This window comes from Streptomyces sp. DT190 (assembly GCF_049846985.1).
Taxonomy (GTDB): domain Bacteria; phylum Actinomycetota; class Actinomycetes; order Streptomycetales; family Streptomycetaceae; genus Streptomyces.
Window position 1 is genome coordinate 365,439 of record NZ_JBNCNM010000003.1, and the last position, 13,774, is coordinate 379,212.

Below are 13,774 nucleotides of genomic sequence, written 5' to 3' on the forward strand. Positions count from 1 at the left end.
CCAGGATCCGATCAAGGAGCTGCCGATCGTGACGACCCTCCGACAACCTCCCGTGGCGACCCGCCCCGGCGTGCGCCCCCGCGTGGTGGGCCGCGCCGGCCTGTACGCGGTGCTGCTCGCCAACGCGGCCGTGGTGGCCGTCTTCTTCGTCCAGGCCGGCTTCGCCTCGAACGCGCTGATCGTGCTGGGACGGCTGGCCGGGCTGTGCGCGGCGCTGCTGATGGCGTTCCAGCTGCTGCTGGTGGCGCGGCTGCCGTGGTTCGACCGGCGGATCGGGATGGACCGGCTGACGTCCTGGCACCGCTGGAACGGCTTCTCGGTGCTGTGGCTGCTGCTGGCGCACCTGGTGTTCATCGTCCTCGGGTACGCCGAGGCATCCTCGCTGGATCCGGTGAACCAGCTGGTGGACCTCGCCGAGACGGTCGAGGGCGTGCTGCGGGCGATCGTGGCGCTGGCGCTCGTCATCGTGGTGGGGGTGGTCTCGGCCCGCTCCGCCCGGCGGCGGCTGGCCTACGAGACCTGGCACTTCATCCACCTGTACACCTACGTGGCGGTGGTGCTGGCGTTCACGCACCAGGTCGCGGCCGGGACGACGTTCACCTCGTCGCCGGCGGCGAAGGCGTACTGGTACTCCCTGTGGGGTGCCGCCCTCGCCGCGGTGTTCGCCGGCCGGCTGGTGCTGCCGCTGTGGCGGAACCTGCGCCACCGGCTGCGGGTGACGGCCGTCGTCCCGGAGAACGACGACGTCGTCTCGGTCTACGTCACCGGCCGCGACCTGGACCGGCTGCCCGCGCGGGCCGGGCAGTTCTTCCTGTGGCGGTTCCTGACGAAGGACCGCTGGTGGCAGGCGAACCCGTTCTCGCTGTCCGCCGCCCCCGACGGCCGCACCCTGCGGCTGACCGTCAAGGGGGCCGGTGACGGCAGCGCGGCCCTGCGGCACCTGGAGCCCGGCACCCGCGTCTTCGCCGAGGGCCCCTACGGCGCCTTCACCGCGCTGCACCGCACCCGCCCGGACGCCCTGCTCATCGCGGGCGGCGTCGGGGTCACGCCGATCCGGGCCCTGCTGGAGGAGCTGCACGGCCACACGGTCGTGATCCACCGGGTCGCCTCGGACCGGGACGCCGTGCTCCACGACGAGCTGCGCGACCTCGCGCTCGCCCGGGGAGCCGAGCTGCACCTGGTCACGGGCCCGCCGGTGCCCGACCGGCTGGCGGCCGGGGAGCTGGCGCGGCTGGTGCCGGACCTCGCCGGGCGGGACGTCTACCTGTGCGGTCCGCCACCGATGATGAAGGCCGTGCTGGGCAGCCTGCGCGAGCTGGGCGTGCCCGGGCCGCAGATCCACTTCGAACGCTTCAGCCTGGCCGGATGACGAGGAGACTGTCGTGAAGCGAGCCCTGCCCGTCCTCGTCCTCAGCGTCGCGGGCCTGATCCCCGTCTGGCGTTACGCGCCCGCGCAGGACACCGTGTCCCCCTCTCGGGCCGCCGCCCCGGCGCCCTCGGTCTCGTCGTCCGAGGGGCCCGGCGGCACGACGTCCACGGTCGTGGCCGGGTCCACGGTCCACACCGAGAAGGGGCCGGTGCAGGTCGAGGTCACCTTCACCGGCGACGAGATCTCCTCGGTGCGGATGCTGCGGCAGCCCGGCCATCCGCAGACCACCGCCGCCGTGCCGAAGCTCATCGAGGAGACGCTGAGCGCGCAGAGCGCCGACATCGACACGGTCTCCGGCGCCACGGTCACCAGCGACGGCTACCGGGAGTCGCTGCAGGCGGCCCTCGACGCCAAGGGCTGACGGATGCGGCGCGTGGAGCACGTCATGGGGTTCCCGGTCTCGGTGCGGATCGACGACGAGGGCTTCCCCGAGGCGCCGGTGGACGAGCTGTTCGCGTGGCTGCGGGAGGCCGACGCGCGCTTCAGCCCGTTCCGTCCGGACAGCGAGGTGTCGCGGCTGGACCGGGGCGAGGTGACCGAGCCCGGGCCGGACCTGCGGGAGGTCCTGGACCTGTGCGAGGAGTACCGGATCGCGACCGGGGGCGCCTTCGACGTGCGTCCGCCCGGCCGGGGACTGGACCCCTGCGCCGTGGTGAAGGGCTGGTCGGTGCAGCGGGCGGCGGAGCTGCTGTCGGCTGCCGGGGCGCGGCGCTTCTGCCTCAACGCGGGCGGTGACGTGGTCGCCGCCGGCGGTCCCTGGCGGGTGGGCGTCCGCCACCCCGAGCAGGCCGGCCGGCTGTGCGCGGTCCTGGACCTCACGGACCGCGCCGTCGCCACATCCGCCCGTTACGAGCGCGGCGACCACATCCTCGACGCCCGCACGGGCCGTCCGGCGACCGGCCTGCTCAGCATGACGGTGGTGGCCCCCACCCTGACCGAGGCGGACACGGTGGCCACGGCGGCCTTCGCCCTGGGCGCGGAGGGCGTCACCTGGGCGGCGTCCCGGCCCGGCTGCGAGGTGTTCGCGGTGGACGCGCACCGGAAGGTGCTGCGGAGCGCGGGGTTCCCGGCGGCGGCGTAACCACCGGCGAGGCGGTGCCGGAGCCCGGCCCGGAGGCCGCCGCGGGCCGGCTCGCCCAGGGCCCCGAGCACACCGCGCGGCTGCCGGCCCACGTCCACGCCCTCGTCGCGGTGCCCCTGCTCGCCCGCGGTGTCCTCAAGGGCTCCGCCGGCTCCTCCCCGGCGCCCCGGGCGGGCGGCCCGGCCGTGTCGTCCGCCCGCCCCGCTCCCGTCCTCTGCCGGACACCGTGGCGTCACGCCGGCCGGGCACGTTTCGGCCGTCCCCTGCCTCGCCCTGCATCCGTCCGCCCTGTCCCCGGGCGGGACGCCGGAAGGACGACGTACGCCGTGTCCCAGCTGCTCGGAACACTCCCCGCCGCATCCTGCCCCGTCACCCCGGCCCGGCGCTCCCCCGCCGCCGCCCGGTTCGTCCGGCCCGCCCTGGTCCTGCTGCCGATGCTGCTCGTCGGGGCGTGGGCGGTGACCGACCGGCGGGCCGCCGCCGCGGGCGTCGCCCGCCTGGCGTCCGCCGACCCGCGGTGGCTGCTCGCCGCCTCGCTGCTCACCTGCCTGACCTGGGTCGCCGCCGCCTGTGCCCGGCAGGGCGCGCTGCCGGAGCGGCTGCCGCCCGGGCTGCTGGTGGCGTCGCAGTTCGCCGCCGGTGCCGCGAACCAGGTGCTGCCCGCGGGGCTCGGCGCGCACGCCGTCACCCTGCGCTTCCTGCGGCGCCAGGGTGTGCCGCTCGCCCGGGCCACCGCTTCGCTCGCGCTGTACTCCCTGGTCAAGCCGGTCGCCAGGGCGCTGGTGCTGGTGGCGTTCCTGCCGGCGTTCCCGCACGTGCCGCGGCTCGCAGCGCTCCTGCCCGGCGACAGCACCCTGCTGACGGCGGCCGGGGCGGTGGCCGTCCTCGCCGCGACCGCGCTGACGCTGATGACCGTACGGGCCGTGCGCCGGCCCGTCCTCGGTCTCCTGCGCACCGCTGTGACCGACGCCCGCGCGCTGCACACCCGGCCCGGCCGCGTGCTCGCCCTGTGGGGCGGGGCGGCCGCGACCCCGCTGCTGCAGGGCAGCGTGATCGCCACCGTCGGTTTCTCGCTCGGGCTGCCGCTGTCCTGGGCGCAGGTGGTCCTCGCGCTGCTGGTGGCCGGCACCGCGGCCGGGGCCGTGCCGGCGCCGGGCGGGATCGGCCCCGTGGACGCGGCGCTCGTCCTCACGATGGCCGCGTTCGGCGCACCCGTGGGCACGGCCACGGCCACCGTGATCGGCTACCGCGTCCTGACGGTGTGGCTTCCGATGCTGCCGGGCGCCCTCGTGCTGTCGGCGCTGGTGCACCGCAAGGTGCTCTGAGGTCCGCGACCGGGGCTCAGTCGTGCGGCAGGGCCTCCAGGAAGGCGGCCGGCGGCACGAAGAACAGGCTGCCGGTGACCGCCCGCGCGTAGTCCAGCAGCGGGTCGGGGCCGGCGCCCGGCCCGCCCAGGAACATCTTGCGCAGCATCGTCTCGGGTATCTCGGGTGTGCGGGCGTAGGCCACGAAGTACGTGCCGAACTCCCCGTGCCCGGGCCTGCCGAACGGCATCGCCGAGCGCAGTATCTTCTGCTCGGAGCCGTCCGGTCCGAGGAGGGTGTTGACGTCCTTGTGGGAGCCGGGCGCGTCGAGTTCGAGGTTGGTGAGCTTGGTGCGGCCGATGATCTTCTCCTGCGCCTCGACGGCGAGGGCCTCCCAGGCGTCCACGTCGTGCAGGTACTTCTGCACGAGCGCGTAGGCGCCGCCCCGGAAGCCGGGGTCCTCGTCACCGACCAGCGCCGCGTCGGCCGCCGCCCGGCCGACGGGGTTCTCGGTGCCGTCGACGAAGCCGAGGAGGTTGCGCGAGTCGAAGGAGGAGAACGCCTGCGTCTCGTCCCGCACGGTGACCGCCCCGCGCAGCCGCCGCAGGATCTCCGCGGCGAGGGCGAAACACAGGTCGGTGCGGGCGGCCTTGAGGTGGAAGAACAGGTCGCCCGGGGTGGCCGGGGCGTGGTGCCGGGGCCCGGCCAGTTCGCGGAACGGGTGCAGTGCGGCGGGCCGCGGGCCGCCGAACACCCGGCCCCAGGCCCGTGATCCGACCCCGGCGACGCAGCCCAGCCCGCCGTCGGGGCTGGGGAAGCCGACGGAGCGCACCAGGCCCGCGAGGGAGCCCAGCACCTCCCGTACGGCGGCCTCCCCACCGGGTTCGATCGTGGCGACCAGGAACACCGCGACCGAGGCCGGCGGATGCAGCAGCGGTTGCGGCAGCGTCTCTCCCGAGGGCAGCGGTGACGTCATGGCTTCCCATCCCTTCGCCGGCCGGTACGGCCCGCCCGCTCCCCCTCCGGGGCGGCGCGGCCCACGCCCCTGACACGATGCCCAGCGAACGGGCGGGCGGAACTCCCCTCACCCGAAGGGCGGTTGCGTGCCGGACTCCTCGCGCAGCACCTTCACGTCCCAGGGCCCGAGCGGCACGGCGTCCGGGTGCAGGGCCTGCGACAGCACGTCCCGCAGGGCGGCGGGCACCGGTACGGACACCTCCTGCCAGGACCAGTTGTGCAGGAAGCGCAGCCGGCGGCCGTCCCGCGCGGTGGCCGAGGTGGCCGTGACGCTCGGGTGCGCGGGGCGCCGGGCGCCGGGCGCCGTCGGGGGCGTACCGCTCGAACAGGGCGCGGGCGAAGACCGGGTCGGGCACGGTGCCGACGTAGGTGACGCGCCCGGCGCCGTGGCTGTGCGTGGTGGCGGCGGGCCAGCGGCCGAAGTGCGGGTGGGTGTACGCCGCCAGCGTCTCGGCGCCCCGGGGCCGCAGTCCGTCCGCCCAGTGCAGGGCGTGCGCGCCCGGCGGCAGGGGGAGCGCGTTCGTACCGGTGACGGGCAGCGGCTCGCGCAGGTTGCTGAATTCGTCGTACGTCACCCCGGCCGCCTCGGCCGGCCGGCCCGGCTGGAGGCCGGTGCGGGCCCGGGCCTCGGTGTCGCCGTAGCGGATGACGCGCTCGGCGTGGAAGCGGAACGCCGGGTGGGTGAAGTCGACCTCCTGGCGGGCGCCCCAGCCGATGCGCCGCCCGGTGCCGCTCTCCCCACCGCGCGGCGACATCTTCGGCCACCCGCCGGAGCTCGTCCCGGACCCCTTCACCCTGGGCAACTACCGCGCCCTGCTCACCGCGTCGACCGGCCGAGTCGCCCCTTCGCCGGCCGGGTGGAGGACGTCGATCCGCTGATGACCCAGCTGGGCACCGAGCCCGGCTGCGCCGGGACGCCCCTGGCCATCCTCACCGGCGACGACCTGTCCAAGGCCGACTTCAGCGTGGGCGGACAGTCCGTGGCGCCGAAGGTCACGCTGTACCACGCGGCCCTCGCCGAGCTGGAGAAGGCCGCCGCCGACACGGCCTTCTACCAGGACGCCGCCACGTACCTGCCCGGCCTGGCGGGCCGGCGGCTGCGCCACGACAGCCCGGCCCTGGCCAGCGGCCAGACGGCCCTGGCGCACGACGCGACCCGCGCCCTGTTCTGGGCGGCCACCCGCGACGACCGGCCCCAGAGCCGCGCCTCGACCTGGGTGAACCTGCGCAACGTCAAGATCGTGGGCATGGCCACCGGCGTCATCGACTTCACCGGCGCCCCGCTCTACGGCGACCGCACCGGGCACAGCATCGTCCTGAAGGAGGTCAGCCAAGACGGCGACGGCACCTCCACGCCCCGCGTGGTGTGCCGCCGCACCGCCGGGGACACGACGCCCCTCACCCGGAAGGAGTGCCGTATCCGCTGAGCGCCGCTCAGCCCGCGTCGGGCGTCAGCCGCAGGGAGATGCTGTTGATGCAGTACCGCTGGTCCGTGGGCGTGGGGTACCCCTCGCCCTCGAAGACGTGCCCGAGGTGCGAGCCGCAGCGGGCGCACCGCACCTCGGTCCGCACCATGCCGTGCGAACGGTCCTCGACCAGCTCCACCGCGTCGGTGTCCTTCGGGTCGAAGAAGGACGGCCAGCCGCAGTGCGACTCGAACTTGGTGTCCGAGGTGAACAGCTCCGCTCCGCAGGCACGGCAGGAGTAGACGCCCTGCGTCTTGGTGTCGGTGTACTCACCGGTGAAGGCGGGCTCCGTGGCCGCCTGGCGCAGCACCGCGTATTCGCCCGGGCTCAGCTCCGCGCGCCACTGCTCGTCCGGCTTCTCGACGTCGTACGGCATGAGCCTCCAGCCCCTCAGTTCGACAGACGGTCCAGGATCCGCGGGCCGAGGTCGGTGACGTCGCCCGCTCCCATGGTGAGAACGAGATCACCGGGCTTCGCCATTCCCGCGACGACGGAGGGGACGTCCGCGGCGTCGTGCACCGGCGTCACGTCCGCGCCCGCGGCCCGGGCCGCCTCGATGATCAGCTCACTGGTCACGCCGGGGATCGGGTCCTCGCGGGCCGGGTAGATGTCCAGGACGACCGAGGCGTCCGCGAGGGCCAGCGACTGCCCCATCTCCTTGCCGAGCTCCTGCGTCCGCGAGAACAGGTGCGGCTGGAAGACGACCAGGATCCGCGACTCCCCCGCCGCCGAGCGCATGGCCTCCAGGTCGGCGGTCATCTCGGTGGGGTGGTGGGCGTAGGAGTCGACGACCTGCACACCGGCCGCCTCGCCCTTCAGCTGCAGCCGCCGCTTCACGCCGGTGTACGCCCCGAGCGCCCGGGCCAGCTCGGCCGCGGGGACGCCGAGCGCCACGCCGGCCGCCAGCGCGGCGACCGCGTTGTGCGCGTAGTGCCGGCCGGGCACGGAGACCGCGAAGGTCAGCTCCCGGCCCTCCAGCACCACGGTGACCTCGCTCTTCAGCCCCTGCGGCACGACCGACAGGATGCGCACGGCGGCGTCCTCGGACTCGCCGTAGGTCACCACCCGCACGCCGCGTCCGGCGACCCGCCGGGTCAGCTCCCGCGCACCCTCGTGGTCGGCGGCGATCACCAGCGTGCCGCCCTCGGTGATCCGGTCCACGAACGTCTCGAACGACTCGTAGATCTCGTCCATCGACGCGTAGTTGGCGTGGTGGTCGAGCTCGACGTTGAGGATGATCGCGACCTCGGGCGCGTACGTGTGGAAGCTGCGGTCCGACTCGTCGGCCTCGGCGACGAAGATCTCGCCCTCGCCGTGCAGCGCGTTGGAGCCGGGTGCGTCCAGGTCGCCGCCGATGGCGTAGGAGGGCTGCAGGCCCAGCTCGCCCAGGGACACGGCGAGCATCGAGGTGGTCGTCGTCTTGCCGTGCGTGCCGGCGACCGCGATCGGGCGCAGCCCGTCCATCAGGGCGGCCAGCGCGTCGGAGCGGTGCACGACGGGGATGCCCAGCTCGGCCGCGCGGGCCAGCTCGGGGTTGTCCCGCCGGATCGCCGAGGACACGACCACGCAGCTGGCGTCGGCGGCCAGGTGTTCGGCGGCGTGCCCGATGTGCACGGTCACGCCGAGCTCCCGCAGCGCCTCGGCCGTGGCCGACTCCTTGGCGTCGCTGCCCGCGACGACGGCCCCGCGCTGGGCGAGGATCTTCGCGATCCCCGACATCCCGGCCCCACCGATCCCGATGAAGTGCGGTCGGTCCATGGCGGTGGGAAGGCCGGGTGCCATGCGTGTCTCCCTGTGCGTGTGCGCGGAACGTTCAGCGGCACAGCCTATGCCGAAGCGTTCACCGGTGCCGACACCGCTCGCGGCCCGGGCCGGACACGCCTAGGCCTTGCTGTGCGAGAACAGCTTCAGCACCGGCACCCCGACCTTGTGCCGGGCCCGCGAGGCCCAGTCCCGGTGGAAGAACTCCTCCACGTAGTGCGGGTCGGTCAGCACGATGACCTCGTCGGCCCCGACCTCCTCGACCAGGGACTTCAGCGCGTCCAGCGGGTGGTCCTCGATCAGCCGCCCCTGCGCCGTGCTGCCCGAGGCCCGCAGCGCGGTGAGGGAGACCTCCAGGGCGCGCTGCCCCACGCTCAGGGCCTCCTCGCCCTCCGGCGTCTCGCCTTCCCGAACGGCCTCGTCGAGTTCACCGAGCGCCACGTCGTCGATGGCCCGCAGCAGCCGGTCCGCCTGCTCGCCGCGCGGCTGCAGCAGCACCTGGAAGGAGACCTCCTCCTCCCCGTGCAAGGTCGTGACGAACTCCACGTCGGCGGACGTCAGGGCCTTCTCGATCATCAAAACGCTAGTGAACACCAGGCGCCCCTTCTGCTCCGGGGGCCTCAGGCCCCACTCCTGCGTGGGCCGTGCCGGGCCCTGCGTGAACCATCCTGCCCGTGTACGCACGGGTACTGCCGGATCCAGTGTGCCTTCCGGAACCCGAGCGCAACGGCATATGCCGTCGGTGAGCGGAACCGGAGAGCCACCGACGTCCTCTTCCGGTCGCACCGGCCGTCCGGATGCACCGGCCGGCCGACCCCTTGTACCCCGAGTCCGGCGGTTCAGTACGTCAGGCCCGCCCGTACCGCGTGAACAGGAAACCGTCCTCCTCCAGCATCGACAGCAGCGCGAAGCGCTGCGGGACGGTGACGGCCGGTCCGCCGGCGATGCGCTGCGCGTCGCCCGCGGTGAGCATCGGGGAGACGGTCAGGCACAGCTCGTCGAGGGCGCCGGCCGCCACCATCTGTCCCAGCAGCCGGGGACCGCCCTCGGTCAGCAGGCGGGTGTGGCCGAGTTCGCCCAGGGCCGCCACGGCCCGGACGGGGTCCACGCCCATGCCGTCCCCGGCCGTCACCACGCGCGCCCCGGCCTCCGCGGCGGCGGCGACGCGGTCCGGGGCGGCCGCGGCACCGGTGAGGATCAGGGTGGGCACCAGGGGCGAGGTGAACAGCGGCAGCGAGAAGTCGAGGTCCAGGCTTGCGGTGACCACCGCGATCGCGGGCGCCGGGGCCTGCCCGGCCGCCTCCCGCATCGCGGCGAAGTCGGCCCGCGCGCGGGCGGGGCGGTAGCCCTCGCGCCGGACGGTCTCCGCCCCCACGACCACGACGTCGGCCAGCGCCCGCAGCGTGCCGAAGACGCGCATGTCGGCCGCGCTGGAGATGGGCTGCGAGCGTCCGTCGTGCTGGGCGGCGCCGTCCAGCGTGGACACCATGTTCGCCCGCAGATACGGCACCGGCCCCTCGGGGCCGGGCTCGGGATAGGCGTACGCGGCGGCCAGCTCGGCCAGGCCCCACTCCCCTCCGGCGCCCTCGCCGGACCGGCCGTCCGGGGCCGGAGCTGCTGTTTCATCGGTCACAGGGAACAGGCGTCGCATGCCGTGCAGTGTTCCACGCGCCGTAGCATGGTGAACCGTGTCCTCTTCCCCCGCCCCTTCCGGAACCGGCCCCGTGACCGACCCGGCCCCGCTGTCGCTGTGCGCCCGTGAGCCGCACGTGCCCGCGGACCGGCTGGTCGCCGAGATGGTTCCGCCGCCGCGGTTCGACTCCGTGCGGTTCAGCACGTACATACCGGACCCGAACCAGCCCAGCCAGACCGAGGCCGTGCGCGCCCTGGAGGGCTTCGCGGCCGGCCTGGGCGGGGAGGGCGACTCCGGCAGGCGGCGGCTGTTCGGGTTCGGCAGACCGGCGAGGAAGGCCCCCACCGGCCCGCGCGGCGTCTACCTGGACGGCGGCTACGGCGTCGGCAAGACGCACCTGCTGGCCTCCCTGTGGCACGCCACCCCGGCCGAGCCCGCCCTGAAGGCGTTCGGCACGTTCGTGGAGCTGACCAACCTGGTCGGCGCCCTCGGCTTCCAGGAGACCGTCCGGACGCTGTCCGGTCACCGTCTGCTCTGCATCGACGAGTTCGAACTCGACGACCCGGGCGACACGGTCCTGGTCTCCACGCTGCTCGGCAAGCTCGTCGACGCGGGCGTCGCCCTCGCCGCCACCTCCAACACGCTGCCGGGCAAGCTCGGCGAGGGCCGCTTCGCCGCGGCCGACTTCCTGCGCGAGATCCAGGGTCTGTCGGCGCACTTCCGCGCGCTGCGCATCGACGGTGAGGACTACCGCCACCGGGGCCTGCCCGAGGCGCCGCCGCCGTTCTCCGACGAACAGGTCACCGCCACGGCGCACGCCACCGCGGGCGCCTCACTCGACGCGTTCTCGCCCCTCCTGGACCACCTGGCCCGGGTGCACCCGAGCCGGTACGGCGCTCTGACGGACGGGATCGAGGCGGTGTGCCTCACCGGCGTGCGGCCCGTTCCCGACCAGTCGACCGCCCTCAGGCTGGTCGTCCTGGCGGACCGGCTCTACGACCGCGAGGTGCCCGTGATGGCCTCGGGCGTGCCGTTCGACCAGCTGTTCAGCGACGAGATGCTCAACGGCGGCTACCGCAAGAAGTACTTCCGGGCCATCTCCCGGCTCACCGCCCTGGCGCGCGACGCGGCCACGCTGGCGAACGCGCGGTAGCCACCACCTCAATATCGCCTCAACAGCCGTACGGGAAGGGCTGGTTCCGGCCAGCCCACCCACGGTTTTCAGGCTCTCTTCAGCTCGAAACGTTAAGTTAACCCTGCAAATGACTTTGCAGGGTTAACGTGTTTCTTGACCAGCCGTTGACCAACTGTTGGTCCGCGCTAGACGCGTGAAACAGCTGAAGGGGGGCGCATGCATCGAGGTACGACGGCACGGACCGCGGTTTCGCTCCTCGCCGCCGTCCTGCTCGCCCTCCAGTTCTTCGCACCGGCGGCTTCCTTCGCAACCGCGCACACGCCGAGTCACGCAGAGGCCAAGGCTCAGCCCGGAACCAATCCCTCCGGTACGGCCTCGCGCCCCGGAGTCACGCTCTCCGTCAAGGCGCTGCGCGACGAGATCGCCACCTGCCGCGCCGGGCACCACGGGGACCCGACCGGTCCCCTGCGCACCCGCGACCGGTCCCACGCCGCCGATTCGGCGCCCTCCGCGCCCGATCGGCCGCTGCCGAGGCACACCCGGCCGACGGCGCACGAACCGTCCGGCAACGGCACCGCGCACCACCGCACGTCGAGATCCTCGGCGTCGCACACACCGGCAGCACTGCAGGTCTTCCGCTGCTGAGCAGCAGAGCAGCACCCCCCCACCTCTGTCATGCCCGTCCGACGCGCCCCCACTGCGCGCCAGGAGGAGTCACACACATGCAGCCCCTCATCGACAACGCCCGCAAGTTCGGACAGCGCCCTGAGGAGTTCGCCCGCCTCGCCGAGGGCCAGTCCCCCGACGTCCTGTTCATCACCTGCTCCGACTCCCGGGTCGTCCCGGCCCTGATCACGGGCGCCCGCCCCGGCGAGCTCTTCGAGCTGCGCACCGCGGGCAACGTGGTGCCCCCCTACGCCTCCGCCACCCCCACCGGCGAGGCGGCCACCATCGAGTACGCCGTACAGGTGCTCGGCGTCCAGCACGTCGTGGTGTGCGGCCATTCCCACTGCGGCGCCGTCGGCGCGGTGGTGCGCCACGACGACCTCGCGGCCGTTCCCGCCGTCCGCGACTGGCTCGCGCACGCGGCGGACGAGCCCCGGTGCTCCGACCCCGCCGACCCGACGGTCGCCGAGGCCGTACAGCACCACGTGCTGACGCAGTTGCTGCGGCTGCGGTCCTACCCGTGCGTCGCACAGCGCCTCGAAGCGGGCGAACTGCAGCTGCACGGCTGGTACTACGAGGTCCACACCGGCGTCGTGCGGGAACACCGCGCGGAGTCCGACACGTTCGAGACGCTCTGAGGGGGCCGGTGACATGCTGTCCAAGTTCCCTTATCTGAGGCAGGACTTCCTCGCCTCCATCGTCGTCTTCCTGGTCGCGGTGCCGCTGTGCGTCGGCGTGGCGGTCGCCTCCGGCGTGCCCGCCGAGCTGGGTCTCATCACCGGCATCGTCGGCGGCATCGTCACCGGGATGATGCGCGGCAGCAGCCTGCAGGTGTCCGGGCCCGCAGCGGGCCTCACCGTGCTGGTCTTCGAGGCGGTCAGCGAGTTCGGCGTGGGCACGCTCGGCGTGATCGTGCTGTTCGCCGGGCTGCTCCAGCTCGCGATGGGCTTCCTCGGCATAGGCCGCTGGTTCCGGGCGATATCCGTCTCGGTCGTCGAGGGCATGCTCTGCGGCATCGGACTGGTGATCATCGCCGGTCAGATCTACGCCGCGGCGGGCCTGAAGGCACCGGATTCCGGCCTCGGCAAGATCGCCGGCCTGCCCGGGGCGTTCACCGACGCGTTCGGCAGCACCAGGGCCCTGACCTCCCTCGCCATCGGCGCGGGCACCATCGCCGTCATCGTGCTGTGGACGAGGATGCCGAAGGCGGTGCGGACCGTGCCCGGCGCCCTCGCCGCGGTCGTGCTGGCCACGGTCACCGCGCTGGCCTTCGATCTGCCCGTCGCCACCGTCCAGGTGGAGGGCCTGCTCGGCGTCGTCCAGGTGCCCGGGTCCGAGGCCTTCGGCGAGCTGGCGAGCCCCGCGATCTGGGGCACGATCATCGCCTTCGCGCTGATCGCCTCCGCCGAGAGCCTGTTCAGCGCGGCGGCCGTGGACCGGCTGCACAACGGCCCGCGCACCGAGTACAACAAGGAGATGATCGCCCAGGGCGCGGGCAACACCCTGTGCGGTCTGCTGGGCGCGCTGCCGATGACCGCGGTCATCGTGCGCAGCTCCGCCAACGTGAACGCGGGCGCCCGGACCAAGGCGTCGCGGGTGATGCACGGCGTGTGGCTGCTGCTGTTCGCCGCCGCGATGCCCTGGGCCCTGGCGCTGATCCCGATCCCCGCCCTGGCCGGCATCCTGGTGCACGCCGGCTGGAAGCTGATCCCGTTCCGGCAGATCACGGCGCTGTGGCGGACCCACCAGGGTGAGGCGCTGATCCTCGTCGTCACGGCCGTGTCGATCGTCGCGGTGAACATGTTCGAGGGTGTGCTCATCGGTCTGGCCCTGTCGGTGGTGAAGACCGCCTGGGAGGCCTCGCACGTCAAGCTGGAGGTCATCGACAAGGGTGCCGGCCCGATCCAGGTGTACCTGGCGGGCAACGCGACCTTCCTGCGGCTGCCGAAGATCATGGACAGTCTGGAGGCCCTGCCCCAGGACCGCCCGGTGGAGCTGAACCTGTCGGGTCTGCACCACCTCGACCACGCCTGCCGCACGGCCCTGGAGAACTGGGCCGAACGCCACAGCGCGACGGGCACGGAGCCGGTGAAGGTCACGGAGACCGAGGCGTCACCGCGCAGCGAGAAGGTCACGGCGGCCTAGCCGGGCACCGCCGGATCCCGGTCCGGGGCGCGCCGACCGCGCGCCCCGGACCACGTGCGTCCGGCCCGGACCGCCCGGGCATGGCCCCGACCCCTGAACCCGGCATATCGTGACAGAAACACCCGGAACGGGGCCTC

The 13,774-nt window shown here is 73.8% G+C and carries 16 protein-coding genes and 1 pseudogene; 10 read left to right on the forward strand and 7 right to left on the reverse strand.

The features are described from left to right. Positions 1 to 28: 28 nt before the first annotated feature. From ACPXCS_RS08460 to ACPXCS_RS08475, 4 genes are all read left to right on the forward strand, one after another. Entirely contained in the window at positions 29 to 1,369 is a 1,341-nt protein-coding gene (locus ACPXCS_RS08460; protein ID WP_425944740.1) for a ferredoxin reductase family protein, read from the forward strand. A gap of 13 nt (positions 1,370 to 1,382) precedes the next feature. Beyond that, positions 1,383 to 1,790, forward strand: a complete 408-nt coding sequence (locus ACPXCS_RS08465) for an FMN-binding protein (protein WP_425944741.1) — start codon at positions 1,383 to 1,385, stop codon at positions 1,788 to 1,790. A gap of 3 nt (positions 1,791 to 1,793) precedes the next feature. Beyond that, positions 1,794 to 2,510, forward strand: coding sequence for an FAD:protein FMN transferase (locus ACPXCS_RS08470; RefSeq protein WP_425944742.1), 717 nt, complete (start codon positions 1,794 to 1,796; stop codon positions 2,508 to 2,510). Positions 2,511 to 2,836: 326 nt separating this feature from the next. Then, a complete protein-coding gene (locus ACPXCS_RS08475) occupies positions 2,837 to 3,835 on the forward strand; it encodes a lysylphosphatidylglycerol synthase transmembrane domain-containing protein (RefSeq protein ID WP_425944968.1) in 999 nt (332 codons plus the stop codon). Positions 3,836 to 3,851: 16 nt separating this feature from the next. Here the strand turns inward: ACPXCS_RS08475 and ACPXCS_RS08480 are convergent, their stop codons facing one another. The 3 genes and pseudogenes from ACPXCS_RS08480 to ACPXCS_RS08490 form a co-directional block, all read right to left on the reverse strand. After that, on the reverse strand, positions 3,852 to 4,790 hold the full coding sequence (locus ACPXCS_RS08480) for a Dyp-type peroxidase (protein ID WP_425944743.1): 939 nt from the start codon (positions 4,788 to 4,790) through the stop codon (positions 3,852 to 3,854). Positions 4,791 to 4,898: 108 nt separating this feature from the next. Then, the gene (locus ACPXCS_RS08485; protein WP_425944744.1) at positions 4,899 to 5,030 is read right to left on the reverse strand and encodes a hypothetical protein; all 132 of its coding nucleotides are present in this window, start codon (positions 5,028 to 5,030) and stop codon (positions 4,899 to 4,901) included. A 172-nt stretch (positions 5,031 to 5,202) separates the two neighbouring features. Continuing rightward, positions 5,203 to 5,586: pseudogene (locus ACPXCS_RS08490) on the reverse strand (hypothetical protein); the annotation flags it as partial. Here ACPXCS_RS08490 and ACPXCS_RS08495 point away from each other — a divergent pair. Both ACPXCS_RS08495 and ACPXCS_RS08500 read left to right on the forward strand, forming a co-directional pair. Further along, complete coding sequence (locus ACPXCS_RS08495; protein WP_425944745.1) at positions 5,513 to 5,710, forward strand: hypothetical protein; 198 nt, start codon at positions 5,513 to 5,515, stop codon at positions 5,708 to 5,710. The pseudogene ACPXCS_RS08490 and the gene ACPXCS_RS08495 sit on opposite strands and share 74 nt — an antisense overlap. After that, entirely contained in the window at positions 5,710 to 6,258 is a 549-nt protein-coding gene (locus ACPXCS_RS08500; protein WP_425944746.1) for a hypothetical protein, read from the forward strand. Before ACPXCS_RS08495 ends, ACPXCS_RS08500 begins: the two co-directional genes overlap by 1 nt. Before the next feature lie 7 nt (positions 6,259 to 6,265). Here the strand turns inward: ACPXCS_RS08500 and msrB are convergent, their stop codons facing one another. From msrB to ACPXCS_RS08520, 4 genes are all read right to left on the reverse strand, one after another. Next, positions 6,266 to 6,673: a peptide-methionine (R)-S-oxide reductase MsrB gene (gene msrB / locus ACPXCS_RS08505; RefSeq protein ID WP_425944747.1), complete on the reverse strand. Its 408-nt coding sequence runs from the start codon at positions 6,671 to 6,673 to the stop codon at positions 6,266 to 6,268. A 14-nt stretch (positions 6,674 to 6,687) separates the two neighbouring features. Continuing rightward, entirely contained in the window at positions 6,688 to 8,079 is a 1,392-nt protein-coding gene (gene murC / locus ACPXCS_RS08510; RefSeq protein ID WP_425944748.1) for a UDP-N-acetylmuramate--L-alanine ligase, read from the reverse strand. A gap of 99 nt (positions 8,080 to 8,178) precedes the next feature. Beyond that, on the reverse strand, positions 8,179 to 8,652 hold the full coding sequence (locus tag ACPXCS_RS08515) for an indole-3-glycerol phosphate synthase (protein WP_425944749.1): 474 nt from the start codon (positions 8,650 to 8,652) through the stop codon (positions 8,179 to 8,181). A 253-nt stretch (positions 8,653 to 8,905) separates the two neighbouring features. Beyond that, positions 8,906 to 9,709: a pyrimidine reductase family protein gene (locus tag ACPXCS_RS08520; protein ID WP_425944750.1), complete on the reverse strand. Its 804-nt coding sequence runs from the start codon at positions 9,707 to 9,709 to the stop codon at positions 8,906 to 8,908. A 37-nt stretch (positions 9,710 to 9,746) separates the two neighbouring features. On the opposite strand from ACPXCS_RS08520, the gene zapE reads away from it, so the two are divergent. The 4 genes from zapE to ACPXCS_RS08540 all read left to right on the forward strand — a co-directional run bounded on the left by zapE (position 9,747) and on the right by ACPXCS_RS08540 (position 13,637). Then, positions 9,747 to 10,844 (forward strand): cell division protein ZapE, encoded by a 1,098-nt coding sequence (gene zapE, locus ACPXCS_RS08525; protein WP_425944751.1) that lies wholly within the window; start codon positions 9,747 to 9,749, stop codon positions 10,842 to 10,844. Between the two features lie 198 nt (positions 10,845 to 11,042). Next, positions 11,043 to 11,471: a hypothetical protein gene (locus tag ACPXCS_RS08530; protein WP_425944752.1), complete on the forward strand. Its 429-nt coding sequence runs from the start codon at positions 11,043 to 11,045 to the stop codon at positions 11,469 to 11,471. Positions 11,472 to 11,548: 77 nt separating this feature from the next. Further along, positions 11,549 to 12,130: a carbonic anhydrase gene (locus ACPXCS_RS08535; protein ID WP_425944753.1), complete on the forward strand. Its 582-nt coding sequence runs from the start codon at positions 11,549 to 11,551 to the stop codon at positions 12,128 to 12,130. 13 nt (positions 12,131 to 12,143) lie between these two features. After that, complete coding sequence (locus ACPXCS_RS08540; RefSeq protein WP_425944754.1) at positions 12,144 to 13,637, forward strand: SulP family inorganic anion transporter; 1,494 nt, start codon at positions 12,144 to 12,146, stop codon at positions 13,635 to 13,637. Positions 13,638 to 13,774 lie beyond the last annotated feature (137 nt).